Raw genomic sequence first — 15,453 nt, forward strand, 5'->3', positions numbered from 1 at the left:
GTTTCGGGCACATTGATATTAGGTAAGGGCACCATGTTCGCAGTTGTGCGCACGGGCGGCAAGCAATACCGGGTTGCCGCCGGAGACAAGATCGCGGTTGAGAAGCTGGCTGGAGAAGCTGGCGACAAGATCACCCTGGGTGACATTCTTCTTGCCGGCAAGGACGGCGAGGTCGCGGACATTGCGAACCTTACGGTCGCTGCCGAGATCATCGCGCAGGCCAAGAGCGAGAAGGTCGTGGTGTTCAAGAAGCGCCGCCGTCACAACTACCGTCGCAAGAACGGCCACCGCCAGCAGCTCACGCTGCTGCGCATCGTGTCCGTCGGCTGACCCAGATTTTCGGAGTAACCAGAAATGGCACATAAGAAAGCAGGCGGTTCGTCGCGTAACGGTCGCGACTCTGCTGGCCGCCGTCTCGGCGTAAAGAAGTTCGGCGGTCAGGAAGTGATCGGCGGCAACATCATCATTCGCCAGCGCGGTACTCGCGTATATCCGGGCGTGAACGTCGGCATCGGCAAGGATCACACCTTGTTCGCGACTGCCGAGGGTCGTGTACGCTTCCATGGCGGCAAACAGGGACGTAAGTACGTCTCTGTCGACGTCGTGATGGCGGAAGCCGCCGAATAATCGGATGGTCGATATACGGGCCATCCTGACGGGATGGCCCCGCCACGCTTCCTGAGCGTGGCATTAGAGGGAGAGGGCCATAAAGCCCGTCTCCCTTTTTTCGTTTCTCCCTCCCGCAACTTGTGTTTCGCCCGGTTTCAGCTGGTGCGGAGCGCATCCCCTGTTACGCGATATTCGCGTAATCGCATTGTCACGCCCGGTTGCTAGGCGGCCGGCGGGGCGGATGGAGAGACGATATGTTCATTCGCAGCGAACGGCTGTTCCTGCGTCCCGGCTGGGCTGAGGACTGGGAAGAGTTGCTGGGCTTGCTCGCCGACGAAGCCGTCGTGCGCAACCTCGCCAACGTGCCCTGGCCCTATACGGCAGAGGATGCGCGCAGTTTCATCGCCATGCCGCAGGACCACCTGCTGCCACGCTTCCTCATCACCGTACCGTCGACAGATGGCGCACGCCTGGTCGGCGGCTGCGGACTCTCGCTCCTCGATGGCGAGGTAAACCTCGGCTACTGGATCGCGCGCGGCGAATGGGGACAGGGCTATGCCAGCGAGGCTGCACGCAGCGTCCTGGGTTTGGCACACACGCTGGGTCACCGCCGGGTGGTTGCCAGCCACTACGTCGACAATGCGGCATCGGGCCGGGTGCTCGAAAAGGTGGGCTTTCGGCGCACTGGCCGTGTGATCGAGCGATTCGGCAAGGGTCGAGGCTTCGCCAGCCCCACGCGCGAATACGAGGTGCGCTTCGATTCGCCGGGCTATTGCGACGACGATGACGATGCCATGGCAGGCCTGCAGGCCGCCTGACGAGAAGATTTGCCCATGATAACGGCGTTCAGGGATTTCCCGGAATGCCGTTATCATGCGGCGTTAATGCGTCACTGGCAAAAATTTGGTCGCTTCCCCAATTCGACCTGCAGAAAACGTAGTGCATTCGCTGAAACATGCATGCATTATCGATCTACGCAAAATGACGGAGAACCACCGAATGTTCGTCCGCACGGAGAGACTGTTTCTGAGGCCTGCCTGGCCCGAAGACCTGGAAGATCTCGTTGAGGCTTTTCAGGAGGAGGATATCCAGCGCAACGTGGGGGTGGCACCGCTGCCCTCGACGATAGAGGAACTGCGCGCCTTCATCGAAAGGCCGCGCGACCCGCGCTTGCCGCACTTTTTCATGTACTTGCGCGCGCCTGGTGGGCCGCAACTGGTCGGCGGGATCGGACTCGGCCGCCACGAAGGCGAAGTAGAGGTGGGCTACTGGATCGTCCCAGCCCAGCGAGGGCGCGGCTTTGCCGGTGAGGCTCTGCGTGCGGTGATCGCGCAGGCTCGCGCCTTGGGCTACGACCGAGTCGTCGCCAGCCACTTTGCCGACAGCCAGGGGACGCGCAGCGTGCTCGAAAGCGCGGGCTTCCGCGATACCGGGCAAGTGCGTTCGCGCTACAGCGCGGGGCGGGCGATGGAGTACGCCGTACACATCTACGCGGCGGATCTGCAGCAGCGAGCCAGCCCTGGCATGGACATGTCCGACCCGGCAATGAGCGCGCGGACTGCGGCCTAGCGCTGTACGACGGCGGCGCGGGTTACGCCTGCGCCGTCATCCAGTTCGGGGTCACGTCCGCCGCGAGGTCTTCGACTCGCAGGTGATCGACCGCCAGCCCAAGGTCGGGATAGGCGGCGCGCCGGCGCTTTTCGTCCGAGCGGTCCAGCGGCACCACCACGAGGCGGCGGTTCACTTTCGCGCGCCAGTTCATGCGGGCAGTGTTCTCCTGCCCGACGTAGCACCCCTTGGTGAAGCTGACGCCGTTCAGCTCGCCCGCGTTGCATTCCAGCCAGAGCGTCTCGCCGTCGCCCAGTTCGGCGCGGCCCTCCATCACTCCCAGTGACAGTCGATGCGCGCGCCATGCCGCGTCGGCGCCGGTTTCCACGTCCTCGGGATCGGCCGGATCGATGGGGGCAATCCAGCGTTCGCCCAGCGCGTGTAGGCGCGGATCGGGTGCGGCGCCGTCGCCCGTGTGGGGGCGCCAGTGGACGGCGAGGTGGGCATCGCGCGCGATGTCGATGGCCTTGCGCAGGCGGTACATCGACAGGCGTTTCACCAGCGCATCGGCGACTTGCGCCTCGCAGTCGAGCAGCAGGCCGTGCCCGGCGGGCCAGACGATGAAGTCGAACAGCGCCTTGCCTTGCGGGCTCAACAGGCCGGCCCAGACCGGCAGCGTCTTGGCGACGTCGGAGGTCACCAGACCCTGAAGGAAATCGACGACGCTCTCGTCAGATTCGGGGCGGGGGGAGAGCCGGATCAGGGCGCGATCGAACAAGCGGGTTGCGGTCATGGCCTCTAAGTGGGACGAATCGGCAGCAGGCTCAAGAGCTGGACGGACACTTCATCAGGCGTTCGCGCAATTCGTCGAGCACCCAGAGCGCTGCGGGGCCGGGCGGGCTGTCCTTGCGCCAGAGGGCGACGAGGGCATAATCGATCACCGGGCGCTCTGGCAGGTGCAGTTCGACCAGTGCGCCCGATGCGAGATCTCCCTTTACGACATGGCGCGGCATCGAGCCCCAGCCGATCCCTTCCTTGAGCAGCGCATGCTTGGCGCCAAGGTCCGCCAGCCGCCAAGAACGCGCGCTGAACACGGAGAAATCCCTGCCCTCGGTCAGCGGCGAGCGATCGGTGAGGACGAGCTGGAGGTGCTTGCGCGCCTCGCCCGATGCGATCCGCCCGGCCCTGGCGAGGGGGTGGTCGGGTGCGGCAACCGCAACCAGTTCCACCGAACCGATGGTTTCACGCTCGATTTCCGGCAGGTCGAGGATGTCCGGCCCGGCAATGGCCAGCGTGGCGCGGCCTTCCAGCGCCAGCGCCGCCACCGCGCCGAGCGCCTCGACGTGGAGGCGCAGGGGCACCGAGGGGAAACGGTCCTGAAAGTCGCGCAGCAGGCGGGCCAGCACGTTGCCCGGCAGCATCACGTCGACCGCCAGCGACAGTTCCGCCTCCAGCCCCTGACGCAGGCTGCGGACCTTGGCGAGCAGGGCATCGACATCGTCCGAGATCGCATGGGCCTCGGACAGCAGGGCGCGGCCTTCCTCGGTCAGAGTGGGGCGGCGCGAGCCTTCGCGGTCGAAAAGGCGGACGTCGAGCTGCGCCTCAAGCTGGGCGATGGCGTAGCTGACCACCGAAATCGCCCGGCCCAGTTTGCGCGCAGCGGCATTGAAGCTGCCTTCCTCCACCACGGCGAGGAAGCAGCGCAAGTGATCGAGGCTGGGAGGGACGAGATCGACCATTCAACTTTTCCGAATAATTCAGTCGATTTTATCGCAATTATGCGATTGCCTGACAAGGCCTAGATAGGGGGCAACCCAGGCCCTCAGCGGCCATAACCCCTTCGTATGAAAGGCGTACCCCATGATCGAACTGCGCCCCTTTGACACTCTCGGCGCCGCCAACCACGGCTGGCTCGACGCGCATCACCACTTCTCCTTCGCCGACTACCATGACCCCGCCCGCACCAACTGGGGCCGCCTGCGCGTTTGGAACGACGACACCATCGCCGCGAAGTCCGGCTTTCCGCCGCACCCGCACCGCGACATGGAGATCATCACTTACGTGCGCACCGGAGCCATCACCCACCGCGATTCCATGGGAAACACCGGCCGTACCGAGGCCGGCGACGTTCAGGTGATGAGCGCGGGCACCGGCGTCCAGCACTCGGAATTCAATCTGGAGGACGAGGACACCACGCTGTTCCAGATCTGGATCATGCCCGACCGCCGCGGTGAAAAGCCCGGCTGGGGCGCGCGTCCCTTTCCCAAGGGCGACCGCACCGGCCGCTTCGTGACCCTCGCCAGCGGCATTGCCGGTGATGAGGATGCGCTGCCGATCAATGCCGACGCCCGCGTTCTGGCTGCCACGGTCAAGGCCGGCGAAACGGTGACGTACGAAACCGAGGCTGGCCGCCATTCCTACCTCGTTCCAGCCACCGGGCGGATAAAGGTGGGCGACGTGGAAGCCAACGCCCGCGACGGTGTGGCAATCACGGGCCTCGATGCCATTTCGGTGACCGCACTTGAGGATGCCGAACTGGTACTCGTGGACGCAGCCTGACATAGCGCGGGAAGGTGATTCGAAGCCCGGTCGGGCAGGGTCACCTTCCTGCTTGCGCAAGCCTACTCTCCCATTTGCAAACAAGGACAGTTTTCGATGACCGGACGCATTGCCAACCCCAAGATCGAGAAACTCATCGTCGATCGCTGGAGCCCCCGCGCCTTCGACGGCAGCGAGATGCCCCAGGAAGACCTCGACGCGATCTTCGAAGCGGCCGGCTGGGCGCCCTCGGCGTACAATGTGCAGCCCTGGACTTTCCTCTACGCGCGCAAGGGCGATGCGAACTGGGAGCTGCTGCTCGACCAGCTGATCGACTTCAACAAGGGCTGGGCCAAGGAAGCCTCGGCGATCGTGTACGTCGTCTCGGACAAGTACATGCGCTCGGAGAAGGGCAACTCGGAGAACCACAGCCACAGCTTCGATGCCGGCGCGGCCTGGGTTCTGGCAGCACTTCAGGCGCAGGCGCTCGGCTATCACACCCATGGCATGACCGGCCTGAAGTTCGGCGAGGCGGAAGCCGCGCTGGGCATCCCCGCCGACCACCGCCTGGAAGCGGCTTTCGTGATCGGCAAGCAGGGCGACAAGTCCTCGCTGCCCGAGTTCCTGCAGGAGCGCGAAGTCGTCAGCAGCCGCAAGCCGATCGCCGAGATCGCCAAGGCCGGCAAGTTCGCCTGATGCGCTAAGGTTTGGGCGCCCGACGCATCCCCCCTCAAGCTGCGGGCGCTCTCGGCCCGGTCTGCTCGGACGAGCGGGCCGGGCCGTTTTATTTTGTGGTGCGGCGGCCCTACCGCGCGGCGACCGGCTTCGCCTCACGGTTCGGCAAGTTCGCCCCCCTTTCCGCGGAGGGGAAGAACTGGCACCGGCCTACCTTCTTCAAAAAGGTCACGAAATCGCCTCGATTGCATGGCCTGATGCGGCTCCGATGCCACTCGTGGAGGCCGCATGCCTTTCGCCGACCTGCCGCCCGTCCCGCCGCCTGCCGTGGAGCAGGTGCAGCTTTTCGACTTGGGGCAGCTTCCGACCGATGATGGCAATGTCGACCTGAGGGCGGTCAAACCTCGCTGTCCGGAAGGCCGCCCGGGTGAGATCGTCGTCTGCGCCCCGGACCCTGAGAAAGATCGCATACGTCCGCTGCCAGATACTTATGTGGTGGAGGAAGGATTGCCGCGTGCCGCACTCGACCTTGGCGGCGGCGTAAGCGTCGATGTCCATGCCGAGGCGGTCGCGATGCCGGGCGGCGCGGTGAGCAATCGCCTCATGATTGGCGGCAAGGTGAAGTTCTGAAAGCCGGGCTTTCGGCGAGCAAGGCAAGCCTTGGGTCGCCACGGCGCGCACTATCGGCCATAGGGCGGCTCCCAGGAAGGAGGCTCCGGCCATGTCGCAAATCTTCGTATCGTCGTTTCGGCGGAACTGGCGCGTGCATGCCCTTGGCCACCTCGGCTGGGCGCGCGGCGCGGTGGGCGCGGGCGCCGGGATCGCCCTGGCCGGGATCGTTACGTGGCTGGTCCTGGGCCTCATGCCGGGCGGGCGCAGCGATGCGCTGCCCTTCCTCATCGCGCCGCTGGGAGCATCGGCGGTGCTGGTGTTCTGCGTACCGGCGAGCCCGCTGGCGCAGCCGTGGTCGGTGATCGGGGGCGACCTGCTCTCCGCCGCTATCGGGCTGATCGCAGGCCATCTGCTGGGCGACCCGTGGATCGCGGGCAGCATCGCTGTCGCCGCTGCGATCGCGGTGATGTCGCTGACGCGCTGCCTTCATCCGCCGGGCGGGGCCTGCGCCCTGCTCTGCGCGCTGGGGGCGAGCGGCAAAATGCCATGGGACTCGACGTGGATGGCGCCTATAGCGGCGAATGTGCTGCTGCTCTGCGCGTTCGGCTGGCTCTATAACAACCTCACCGGACACCCCTGGCCGCACCGCCCGCCGCGCGTGCCCCATGTACCGCCGCCCGCGCCGCACTATACCCGGGAAGACATCGTGGCCGTGCTGGAGGACTGGAACGAGGTACTCGACGTCGATGTCGACGATCTCGATGCTTTCGTTCAGGCGTTGCTGCGGCGGGGCAGGGTTTCCTGACGCCTCCGGTATTCGTGAAAACCTGCCTCGAAATCCCTGCCGGACGGGCTTAGGTCGGCGGCATCACCGCCGTGTTCGAGATGCCTGACACCAACCCGAACACCGACACTTACGACCGCGTCAACGACAAGCTGACCCGCGCCCGTCACCGCATGTTCTGCGACCACGCCTTCTACGTTGGCGCGACTGCCGACAACGCCGTGGAACTGGCCGAGCTGGAGCTGATTGCCAGTACCGCGACATCGCGACGTGCGAAGTTGCCCCGAAGCACCTGACGCTCGCCGCTGAGGAAGCCTATCCCCGGATCGGTACATTCGCGCAGATGAACCCGCCGATCCGTTCCGGCGCGCACCGCGACGGGCTGTTCCACTGGGTGCGTCAGGGCGTGCCCGACGTACTCGGGTCTGACCACGCGCCGCACACGCTGGAGGAGAAGGCCAAGACCTATCCCGCCAGCCCCTCGGGCATGCCGGGGGTGCAGACGCTGCTGCCGCTGATGCTCGACCATGTTGCCAAGGGACGCCTGACGCTGGAGCGCCTGATCGACATGACCTCTGCAGGCGTGCAGCGCGTGTTCGGCCTTGTCGGCAAGGGGCGCATCGCCACCGGTTACGACGCCGACTTCACCGTTATCGACCGCAAGGGCCGCTTCACCGTTACCGAGGACTGGCTGGAAAGCCGCTGCGGCTGGTCGCCGTTTACCGGCATGGAGCTGGAAGGGCGGGTCATCGGCACCATCGTGCGCGGTCGTACCGCGATGTGGGAAGCCCAGCTTGCGAACGAGGCCGTGGGCGAACCGTTGCGCTTTGCTGGATCACTCTGAGGAATACGTCGTCCCGGAACTGATCCAGAACGACGACTATTTTCGGCTTTAGCCCCGCTTCCTGCGAGACACGATGTCCCAGCAGAACACGGCGATTGCGGTCCAGATGAACGCGAAGCAGACCAGCTGGATAGGCCGCAGCGGCTCGCCGAAATAAAAGATGCCGAGCAGGAACAGCCCGGTCGGCGTCACGAACTGGATGAAGCCGAGCACCGAAAAGTCCAGTTGCCGCGCCGCGCTGGCAAAGAGCATCAAGGGAATCGCAGTTAGCGGCCCCGCGCAGGCGAGCAGCAGGTCCAGGCGCAGCGAGGTGCCCATCATCAGGCCCTGCGGCGTGGAAAGCTGCCATGCCAGCAGGCCGAGGCCGGGCAACAGCAGCAGCATCGTCTCCACCGTCAGGCCGGTCAGCGCATCGACCGGGACCAACTTGCGGATAAGGCCGTAGGCGGAGAAGCTGAACGCCATCAGCAAGCTGATCCCGAGCGTCTCCAGTGCTCCCTGCGCCAGCAGCGCCACGCCGATGGCGGCGAGGGACACCGCGATCCACTGCCGCCGGGTCAGCTTCTCGTGCAGGAAGATGGTGCCGGCCAGCACGTTGACCAGCGGGTTGATGTAATAGCCCAGGCTGGCGGCCAGCACGTGGCCGTCCACTACCGCGATCACGTACGTCAGCCAGTTGGTGCCGATGAAGAGTCCGCTCAGCGCCAGCGCGCCCACGATTCGGGGGGTGGTCAACGCCGTGCGCAACAGCGCGCCCTGACGCATCACGATAATCACGGCAAGGCAGAACGGCAGCGTGAACAGCAGTCGCCAGACGACCACCTCGAACGGCGCGACATCGTGCAGCAGCGCAAAATAGAGCGGGAACAGGCACCATACCGCATAGGCGCCCAGCGCCTGTGGCAGGCCGGCGTAACTCTGGGGAAGGGCAGGGTTCTGAGGCATCGGCTCTTTCTATGCAGGCCGGTAGAAGTCTCTGCCTGCTTGGAATGGGGCCTTAGGAGCGCGCGGGGCCGGGGGCAACTGCTCGGCCTATCGCTGCTGGGCTTTCGGTTCGTCGCAAATTTGAATCCTGACAGCGGCGTTGCGGCTCGTTCAGAATAAATCCCTTAAAGATGAATGCATACAGCGGATCGGGTCTGATGGCCGGTTCGGCTCACCAGCAAGGAGAGTTGAGATGAACGCATTTTTCAAGGCTTCGGCCATCATCGCCGCCACTGCCAGCCTGGCGTCCGCGCTGCCGGCAACCGCTGCGGTGGCCACCCACAGCACCTCGGGCTTCATTGCCCCGGGCGAGCAGGTTTCGGACTACGGCCGCCAGCGCTACTCGCGCGAGGACTATCGCCGTGGCTACGGCAACCACGACCGTTACGGGCGCAACGATCGGTATGATCGCCGCGACTATCGCAACAACGACCGCCGCGATTATTGCCGCAAGTCGGGCGGGACCACCGGTCTCCTGGTTGGCGGTGCAGCCGGTGCCCTGTTGGGCCGGGGGATCGATACCCGCGGCGACCGTGCCACCGGTACGGTCCTTGGCGCCGCAGCCGGTGCCCTGCTGGGCCGTGAAGTCGAACGCGGCGGTTCGTCGCGCTGCCGCTGACACCATACCTCTGAATAGGGTTTCCCCGCGCGAACGGCGACGTGCGGGGGAGCCGCCCGGCTTCTCTAAGTGTCCGGGTGGGAAGGCGTCCGCGTTCGCGCGGGCGCCTTCATCCTTGCGTAATGCGGGCCGTCCCGACCTTCCCGAAATGGGACGAGGGATTCAGGAGACTGGCACTGCTTTCGTTTTCGCGTTTTCCTAAGACATTCAGAATAAAGCCATGTGCATGGCCGGACGAAGGAACGCGACGATGAACACCCAGGCCCGCCTCGCCGTGCTCGGTATTGCCGGAACCCTGCTGCTGGCCGGCTGCGGTTCGGGTAGCAAGAAGCCCACGGCAGGCGAGACCGATCCCGCGCTGAGCGCCGCGCTTGGCGATCAGATCATGGTCGATCCTGAAATGGCGGGCGAACAGGGTGCGGCGGTGGCGCCCCGCAGCGGCCAGATCACCATCCCGCCGCAGGACCGCTCGGCAGACGCGATCACTGCGGCGAAGAAGCAGGCGGTGCAGATGGCGGGCGGCGCGCTCCAGCCCGCGCCTGCTCCTGCAAAGGGCGGCGCCAATGCGCTGGCTCAAAGCGCGGCGACGGCAGCACAGGTCGCCGCCGAATCGGATACTGCCAGCGCCGATTGCTCGGCCAAGGTACAGTATTCCAACACCTGGGCGGCCAAGCTGCCGGCCGAATTCCCGGTCTATCCGCGCGGCGCGGTACAGGAAGCGGCGGGCATCGACGGTAATGGCTGCGCCCTGCGCGTCGTCAATTTCGCCACTCCGGTGAGCGTGGCCGATGTCATCAGCTTCTATTACACCACGGCCGCGAAGGCGGGCTACGGTGCGGAATACAAGTTGGACGGCAGCGACCATGTGCTGGGCGGCCGTAAAGGCGGCAAGGCTTACGTGGTCTATGCGCGCAAGCAGGACAACGGGCTGACCGAAGTCGATCTGGTCGCAAGCGGGAAGTAAGGCGCAAGGTCCAACCCAATCCCCTCCCGCCGGCGGGAGGGGGCAGGCCAAGGTGCCCGCGCCGGCTACTTCAGCCCCACCCCGATCACCGCACGCGGCTGTTCCATCTCGCCCGAAGCGACCGGATAGGCGCAGTAATCTGCCGCATAATACCCCGTTGGACGGTGGTTCCCCGAAAGCCCGATGCCGCCCATCGGCGCGGCATGACTCGGTCCGATCGTCGGGCGGTTCCAGTTCACGATCCCGGCCCGCACATTGGCCCAGAAACGGTTGTACTCCTGCGGCGTACCGCCGATCAGGGATGCGGCCAGGCCGAAGCGGGTGGCGTTGGCCTGCGCGATCGCCTCGTCGAAATCGGAGACGCGGATCACCTGCAGGATCGGCCCGAACAGTTCCACGTCGGGCCGATCCTTCATGGCCGTAACATCGATGATCGCCGGGCTGAGGAACGGCAGCGTCTCGTGCGGGCGGACGAGGTGCTTGATCGCCCTGCCTCCGTGGCTGAGCAGGTAGAGGAAGCTTTCGGTCAGCCCGTCGGCGGCGGCGTTGTCGATCACCGGGCCCATGAAAGGCGCGGGTTCGTCGAAGGGTGCGCCGAAGATCACGCGGTCGGCCAGGGCCTTCACTTCGGACATCACCGCATCGTACATCGTATCGCGCACGATCAGGCGGCGCGCGGCGGTGCAGCGCTGGCCGGTGGTGGCGAACGCGGACTGGACGATCAGCGCGGCGGCGTCGGTCAGCTTGGGGGTGTCCCAGACGACCATAGGGTTGTTGCCGCCCATCTCCAGCGCCACCAGCTTGTCGGGGCGCGCGGCGAGGCGGCGGTTGATCGAGATGCCGGTATTGGCGGAGCCGGTGAACAGCACCCCGTCGACCCCTTCATGCGCGACGAAGGCGGCGCCCTGCGCCGGGCCTCCGGGGGCGAACTGCATGACCGCCGCTGAGATCCCGGCCCGGTGGAAGCACCGTGCAAGGATTTCTCCCGATGCGGGCGCGCGCTCGCTCGGCTTGAAGATCACCGCGTTGCCGGCGATCAGCGCGGGCACGATATGCGCGTTGGCGAGGTGGGCGGGGTAGTTGAACGGCCCCAGCACTACCAGCACGCCATGCGGCTTGTGGCGTACCGCCATTGTCCCCTGCAGCGCCGAATCGAGCTTTCGCTGCGCCGTACGTTCGGCATAGGCGCGGATCGATACTTCGACCTTGCCGATTACACTGTCGACTTCGGAGCGCGCTTCCCACAGCGGCTTGCCGACTTCGCGGGCGATCATCGCGGCGAGTTTCTCGGCGTCCTTGCGCACTTCGTTGGCGAAGCGGCGCATCAGTTCCATGCGGGTCGAAAGCGGCTGCGCGGCCCACGCGGGCCAGGCGCGGCGCGCGCGCGCGACCGTTTCGTCGATGTCGGCCACCGGCCCACGCCATACTTCCGCGCCGGTCGCCGGTTCGTAGGAGACGAGTTCTGTTCTGGTCACGGTTGCGTTCAGTTCTCGGATACTGGTTGCCGGCGGCGGGCTGGTGGTTGCACCGTTCATCGTGGCTGATGATCCGTTAACTGTGAAACGTCGAGATTTTTCCTGTATCGCACAGGTATTCCTATCGTGACGCTAACGACGGGCGCTCGGTCATGCAACGGCAACGGCTTGCCCCGCCGGTTCGGGGGCGGGGCCCAACTGGCGGCCGAGTTCTCGAATCGCCTCGACCTTGGCGGCGAGTTCGCTCCAGTCGTCGTTCGTGTCGATTGCCGCCCAGATGCGCTCCACCTCGTCGATCAGCACGCCGGGAGGGGCGTCCTGCTGCCAGAATGCATCGCCGACGGCGGCGGCAGGCTCGTAGCCGCGCAGAAGGGCGCCAAAGTCATTATCGCCGGGATTGCGGCCGGCGCGGTGGTTGAAGAAGAATTGTTCGGGCGCCTCGCCGCTTTCGACCATGGCCTTTTCGGATGCCTGGATCAGTGCGGTGTCGGCTTCGATTCCGCGTGACCGGACGCCAAGGCGCCAGACGAAGCGGCGGCACATCGCAGCCTGGTAGAGCGGCCCGAATCGGTCGAGCGCGGCGACCAGCGGCGCGGTTTCGGCCAGAACCCGGAGCGACGCCGCCAGCTGGCTGCAATTCCACAGCACTGCCTCGGGCTGGCGGCCGAAGGCGTAAAGGCCGGAATGGTCGAAGTAAGCGGCGGTGAAACGCGGGTCCCAATTGGGCAGCCAGCGCCATGGACCATAGTCGAAGCTCTCGCCCGAAATATTCATGTTGTCGGTGTTGAGCACGCCGTGGACAAAGCCCGCGACCATCCACGAGGCGGCAAGGTCGGCCATCCGTTCCACCACCTGATGGAGGAGGATCACCGCCGGTTCGTCCCGGCCGGGTGCATCCTCGAACGGCATCGCGCCCGGGTAGTTTTCCAGGCAATAGGCGACGAGCGCCGCCATATGCCCGGTCTCCTCCAGTGCGTAGAGGCGCTGGAAAGTACCGATGCGGATGTGCCCGTGTGACAGGCGCACCATCACGGCAGACCTTGTGGGCGAGGGTTCGTCGCCGCGCTGCAGGTCCTCGCCGGTCTCGATCACCGAGAAGGTCTTGCTGGTGTAAACGCCCAGCGCCTCGAGCATTTCGGTAGCGAGGATTTCGCGCACCGCCCCCTTCAGCGTCAGCCGCCCGTCGCCGGCCCGGCTCCAAGGGGTCTGGCCCGATCCTTTGGTGCCCAAGTCCAGCAGACGGCCGCCTTCGATGCCGGGCGCCGAATCGCGCAGCTGCGCGAAAAGGAAGCCGCGCCCGTCGCCCAGGTCCGGGTTATAGTGGCGGAACTGGTGGCCGTGATACCGCAGCGCCAGCGGCTGGGGCAGATTGCCGGGCAGCGGTTCGAAGCGGCCGAAGTGGGCGATCCATTCAGCGTCGTCCAGCGCGGCCAGCCCGACCGGCGCCGCCCAGCGGTCGTTTCGCCAGCGCAGTTCGTGGCGGGGGAACCGGGCGGCGTGGACCGGGTCGCCTATCCACTCGGCAATAGTCTCGATGCGCGGGTCGGGATGATAGGCATCGGCTTGCGGTTCGCTGTTCATCAGGCGATAGTGGGGCCCACGCGTCCGCCGATCAAGGCGGGGGTTTCCTTTGTTTTTTCGACTTTTGAGAGGTCGCCGCCCCGGCATGAAGGTTTTTGAAGATCGCTTCTGGTCGAGCCGCGACGGTCTCAAGCTGCATTTCCGAGATTATCCGGCCCCGGAAGGCGCAGAGGGCCTGCTGCCGGTACTCTGCCTGCATGGACTGACCCGCAATGCGCGCGATTTCGACGTGCTGGCGCCGCGTCTCGCGGCAAGCCGCCGGGTGATCTGCCCTGACCTGCGCGGCCGGGGAGACAGTGAATATGCACGCGATTCGGCCACCTATACGCCGATGCAGTACTGCGAGGACGTCCTTGCCCTGCTCGATCAGGAGGGTATCGACCGCTTCGTGGCGATCGGCACGTCGCTGGGCGGCTTGATGACGATGGGCCTTGCCACCGTGATCCCGGAGCGCATCGCGGGCGCCGTGCTCAACGATGTGGGGCCTTGGCTGGAACCGGTCGGCCTTGCGCGGATCAAGGAGTACGTGGGGCAGGGGCGTTCGTTCGCCACCTGGGTTCACGCTGCGCGCGGGCTGGAGGACGCGCAGGGCGGCGCCTATCCGGGGCACAGCCTCGATTTCTGGATCGGCCGGGCCAAGCGGCTGATGACGATCACCGGCAACGGGCGCGTGGCTTTCGACTACGACATGAAAATCGCCGAGCCTTTCCTCGAACTCGACGTGGATGAGCAGCCTGACCTGTGGCCGGCATGGGAGGCCTTGTCCGGCACTCCGGTGCTGATCCTGCGCGGCGCGCTGTCCGACCTGCTGTCCGACGCGACCCTGACCGAGATGCTGAGGCGCATACCCAAGACCGAGGCGGTGACGCTGCCCGATGTCGGCCATGCCCCCACGCTCGACGAACCCGAATCAATCGCCGCGATCGACCGGCTGCTGGCACGCGTGTCCTGACCTTGCGTCTGCTGCATCTCCATTCGAGCTTTTCCGCAGGAGGCAAGGAACTGCGGGCGGCGCGGCTGATGAATGTCTTTGGCGCGCGGGCCAGGGCGGACGGCGAAGTGGCCATAGAGCATACTGTCGTCTCCGCGCAGCCCGGCGCATACGGCGCTAAAGTGGCGCTGGACCCGGCGCTCGACGTGCGATTTCCGGACGATTTTCCCAACCTTCAGGGACGGCCAACCCCCGCCCGGCTGCTACGCATCGCAATGGCCATGAGAGGTTTCGACCTCGTCCTCACCTACAACTGGGGCGCGATGGACGCGGTTCTCGCGCATAGGCTGTATGGCCGTGTGCTGAGGCTGCCGCCGCTGGTCCACCACGAAGACGGCTTCAACGAAGACGAAGCGGCCGGGCTGAAACCGGCGCGCAACCTGTTTCGCCGCGTGGCTCTGGCCGGAGCTTCGGCGCTGGTGGTGCCGTCGCGTAGGCTTGAAGGCATCGCGCTGGATGCGTGGAAGCAGCCGCGCCGCAGGGTGCGGCTTATCATCAACGGCATCCCGGTCGCCGCCTACCGCGATTCGCCGCCGCCGGGTGCGATTCCGGGATTGTCGAAGGCGCCTGGCGACAAGTGGCTGGGTACGCTGGCGGGCCTGCGCGCGGTGAAGAACCTGCCCCGGCTGGTGCGCGCCTTTGCCGGCCTGCCGACCGAATGGCATCTGGTGATCCTGGGCGAAGGCCCCGAACGCACCGTCATCGAAGCGCAGGCCAAGGCCAGCGGCGTGGCCAATCGCCTGCACCTGCCCGGCTTCGTGCCCGATCCTTCGCGTGCGGTGGGATTGTTCGATCTTTTCGCGCTTTCTTCCGACAGCGAGCAGTTTCCGATCTCGGTGGTCGAGGCCATGGCGGCGGGCCTCGCCGTCGCTTCTCCCGCGGTTGGTGACGTGGCCGAGATGGTATCGGTGGAAAATCGCAGCTACGTCACGCCGCCCGGCGATGAGGCGGCTCTGGCCTGGGCAATGGCCGAACTGGCCGCTAACCCGGCGCTGCGCGAAACCGTCGGTACTGCCAATCGCGCCCGCGCCGAAGCGCACTATGATGAAAACACGATGATTCGCGCCTATGCCGAAGTCTACGGCAAGGCTATGGGAACAGCCCGTTTCCCCTGAGCGAATCCCCGTTCAGCGGCGCTTCACGCCGGGACATGCAGCGACATCCCCGTTGAAAAGCCCCGTCCATTCGCTAAACACCGCCGCAACCATCCCGATTTTCCGCAGAAAGCG

17 protein-coding genes and 1 pseudogene are annotated in these 15,453 nt (G+C 65.8%); 13 read left to right on the forward strand and 5 right to left on the reverse strand.

Translation table 11 applies throughout. The features are described from left to right. Positions 1 to 33: 33 nt before the first annotated feature. From rplU to GVL61_RS03040, 4 genes are all read left to right on the forward strand, one after another. Positions 34 to 330 carry a 50S ribosomal protein L21 gene (gene rplU, locus GVL61_RS03025; protein ID WP_007685436.1) on the forward strand — a complete coding sequence of 99 codons (297 nt, stop codon included), beginning with the start codon at positions 34 to 36 and terminating at the stop codon, positions 328 to 330. A gap of 24 nt (positions 331 to 354) precedes the next feature. Continuing rightward, positions 355 to 627 (forward strand): 50S ribosomal protein L27, encoded by a 273-nt coding sequence (gene rpmA, locus GVL61_RS03030; protein ID WP_159976872.1) that lies wholly within the window; start codon positions 355 to 357, stop codon positions 625 to 627. 236 nt (positions 628 to 863) lie between these two features. Further along, positions 864 to 1,427 carry a GNAT family N-acetyltransferase gene (locus GVL61_RS03035; protein WP_159976874.1) on the forward strand — a complete coding sequence of 188 codons (564 nt, stop codon included), beginning with the start codon at positions 864 to 866 and terminating at the stop codon, positions 1,425 to 1,427. A 181-nt stretch (positions 1,428 to 1,608) separates the two neighbouring features. Then, complete coding sequence (locus GVL61_RS03040; protein ID WP_159976876.1) at positions 1,609 to 2,178, forward strand: GNAT family N-acetyltransferase; 570 nt, start codon at positions 1,609 to 1,611, stop codon at positions 2,176 to 2,178. Between the two features lie 22 nt (positions 2,179 to 2,200). Here the strand turns inward: GVL61_RS03040 and GVL61_RS03045 are convergent, their stop codons facing one another. Then, on the reverse strand, positions 2,201 to 2,950 hold the full coding sequence (locus GVL61_RS03045; RefSeq protein WP_159976878.1) for a folate-binding protein YgfZ: 750 nt from the start codon (positions 2,948 to 2,950) through the stop codon (positions 2,201 to 2,203). 31 nt (positions 2,951 to 2,981) lie between these two features. Continuing rightward, complete coding sequence (locus tag GVL61_RS03050) at positions 2,982 to 3,896, reverse strand: LysR family transcriptional regulator (RefSeq protein ID WP_159976880.1); 915 nt, start codon at positions 3,894 to 3,896, stop codon at positions 2,982 to 2,984. 121 nt (positions 3,897 to 4,017) lie between these two features. Here GVL61_RS03050 and GVL61_RS03055 point away from each other — a divergent pair, with 121 nt between their 5' ends. The 5 genes and pseudogenes from GVL61_RS03055 to GVL61_RS03070 all read left to right on the forward strand — a co-directional run. Further along, positions 4,018 to 4,716 (forward strand): pirin family protein, encoded by a 699-nt coding sequence (locus tag GVL61_RS03055; protein WP_159976882.1) that lies wholly within the window; start codon positions 4,018 to 4,020, stop codon positions 4,714 to 4,716. Positions 4,717 to 4,812: 96 nt separating this feature from the next. Then, positions 4,813 to 5,391: a nitroreductase family protein gene (locus GVL61_RS03060; protein WP_159976884.1), complete on the forward strand. Its 579-nt coding sequence runs from the start codon at positions 4,813 to 4,815 to the stop codon at positions 5,389 to 5,391. A gap of 267 nt (positions 5,392 to 5,658) precedes the next feature. Beyond that, positions 5,659 to 6,000, forward strand: coding sequence for a hypothetical protein (locus GVL61_RS03065; protein WP_159976886.1), 342 nt, complete (start codon positions 5,659 to 5,661; stop codon positions 5,998 to 6,000). A 91-nt stretch (positions 6,001 to 6,091) separates the two neighbouring features. Continuing rightward, positions 6,092 to 6,787 (forward strand): HPP family protein, encoded by a 696-nt coding sequence (locus tag GVL61_RS24905; protein ID WP_235037511.1) that lies wholly within the window; start codon positions 6,092 to 6,094, stop codon positions 6,785 to 6,787. A gap of 53 nt (positions 6,788 to 6,840) precedes the next feature. Continuing rightward, a pseudogene (locus GVL61_RS03070) lies at positions 6,841 to 7,610 on the forward strand (amidohydrolase family protein); the annotation flags it as partial. Between the two features lie 48 nt (positions 7,611 to 7,658). Here GVL61_RS03070 and rarD read toward each other — a convergent pair. Then, positions 7,659 to 8,555, reverse strand: a complete 897-nt coding sequence (rarD, locus tag GVL61_RS03075; protein WP_159976888.1) for an EamA family transporter RarD — start codon at positions 8,553 to 8,555, stop codon at positions 7,659 to 7,661. Between the two features lie 232 nt (positions 8,556 to 8,787). Here rarD and GVL61_RS03080 point away from each other — a divergent pair, with 232 nt between their 5' ends. Then, positions 8,788 to 9,213, forward strand: coding sequence for a glycine zipper 2TM domain-containing protein (locus GVL61_RS03080; RefSeq protein WP_159976890.1), 426 nt, complete (start codon positions 8,788 to 8,790; stop codon positions 9,211 to 9,213). 250 nt (positions 9,214 to 9,463) lie between these two features. After that, positions 9,464 to 10,177, forward strand: coding sequence for a hypothetical protein (locus GVL61_RS03085; RefSeq protein WP_159976892.1), 714 nt, complete (start codon positions 9,464 to 9,466; stop codon positions 10,175 to 10,177). 65 nt (positions 10,178 to 10,242) lie between these two features. On the opposite strand, the gene GVL61_RS03090 is transcribed toward GVL61_RS03085, so the two are convergent. Then, positions 10,243 to 11,652, reverse strand: a complete 1,410-nt coding sequence (locus GVL61_RS03090) for a succinylglutamate-semialdehyde dehydrogenase (protein WP_200844709.1) — start codon at positions 11,650 to 11,652, stop codon at positions 10,243 to 10,245. Between the two features lie 150 nt (positions 11,653 to 11,802). Continuing rightward, on the reverse strand, positions 11,803 to 13,233 hold the full coding sequence (locus tag GVL61_RS03095; protein ID WP_159976896.1) for a protein adenylyltransferase SelO family protein: 1,431 nt from the start codon (positions 13,231 to 13,233) through the stop codon (positions 11,803 to 11,805). 85 nt (positions 13,234 to 13,318) lie between these two features. Between GVL61_RS03095 and GVL61_RS03100 the strand changes: the two genes are divergently transcribed. Both GVL61_RS03100 and GVL61_RS03105 read left to right on the forward strand, forming a co-directional pair. Continuing rightward, the gene (locus GVL61_RS03100; protein WP_159976898.1) at positions 13,319 to 14,185 is read left to right on the forward strand and encodes an alpha/beta fold hydrolase; all 867 of its coding nucleotides are present in this window, start codon (positions 13,319 to 13,321) and stop codon (positions 14,183 to 14,185) included. Positions 14,186 to 14,187: 2 nt separating this feature from the next. Then, positions 14,188 to 15,339 (forward strand): glycosyltransferase, encoded by a 1,152-nt coding sequence (locus GVL61_RS03105; protein ID WP_159976900.1) that lies wholly within the window; start codon positions 14,188 to 14,190, stop codon positions 15,337 to 15,339. Positions 15,340 to 15,453: the final 114 nt, after the last annotated feature.

It is taken from the genome of Novosphingobium sp. 18050 (genome assembly GCF_902706195.1).
Lineage (GTDB): Bacteria > Pseudomonadota > Alphaproteobacteria > Sphingomonadales > Sphingomonadaceae > Novosphingobium.

Excerpts from the sequence above, each read along its gene's own strand:
- GVL61_RS03035 (WP_159976874.1), top strand. The coding sequence starts at position 864 with ATGTTCATTCGCAGCGAACGGCTGTTCCTGCGTCCCGGCTGGGCTGAG.
- GVL61_RS03040 (WP_159976876.1), top strand. The coding sequence starts at position 1,609 with ATGTTCGTCCGCACGGAGAGACTGTTTCTGAGGCCTGCCTGGCCCGAA.
- rplU (WP_007685436.1), top strand. The coding sequence starts at position 34 with ATGTTCGCAGTTGTGCGCACGGGCGGCAAGCAATACCGGGTTGCCGCC.
- GVL61_RS24905 (WP_235037511.1), top strand. The coding sequence starts at position 6,092 with ATGTCGCAAATCTTCGTATCGTCGTTTCGGCGGAACTGGCGCGTGCAT.
- GVL61_RS03080 (WP_159976890.1), top strand. The coding sequence starts at position 8,788 with ATGAACGCATTTTTCAAGGCTTCGGCCATCATCGCCGCCACTGCCAGC.
- rpmA (WP_159976872.1), top strand. The coding sequence starts at position 355 with ATGGCACATAAGAAAGCAGGCGGTTCGTCGCGTAACGGTCGCGACTCT.
- GVL61_RS03050 (WP_159976880.1), bottom strand. The coding sequence starts at position 3,896 with ATGGTCGATCTCGTCCCTCCCAGCCTCGATCACTTGCGCTGCTTCCTC.
- GVL61_RS03055 (WP_159976882.1), top strand. The coding sequence starts at position 4,018 with ATGATCGAACTGCGCCCCTTTGACACTCTCGGCGCCGCCAACCACGGC.
- GVL61_RS03065 (WP_159976886.1), top strand. The coding sequence starts at position 5,659 with ATGCCTTTCGCCGACCTGCCGCCCGTCCCGCCGCCTGCCGTGGAGCAG.
- GVL61_RS03060 (WP_159976884.1), top strand. The coding sequence starts at position 4,813 with ATGACCGGACGCATTGCCAACCCCAAGATCGAGAAACTCATCGTCGAT.
- GVL61_RS03100 (WP_159976898.1), top strand. The coding sequence starts at position 13,319 with ATGAAGGTTTTTGAAGATCGCTTCTGGTCGAGCCGCGACGGTCTCAAG.
- rarD (WP_159976888.1), bottom strand. The coding sequence starts at position 8,555 with ATGCCTCAGAACCCTGCCCTTCCCCAGAGTTACGCCGGCCTGCCACAG.
- GVL61_RS03095 (WP_159976896.1), bottom strand. The coding sequence starts at position 13,233 with ATGAACAGCGAACCGCAAGCCGATGCCTATCATCCCGACCCGCGCATC.
- GVL61_RS03085 (WP_159976892.1), top strand. The coding sequence starts at position 9,464 with ATGAACACCCAGGCCCGCCTCGCCGTGCTCGGTATTGCCGGAACCCTG.
- GVL61_RS03045 (WP_159976878.1), bottom strand. The coding sequence starts at position 2,950 with ATGACCGCAACCCGCTTGTTCGATCGCGCCCTGATCCGGCTCTCCCCC.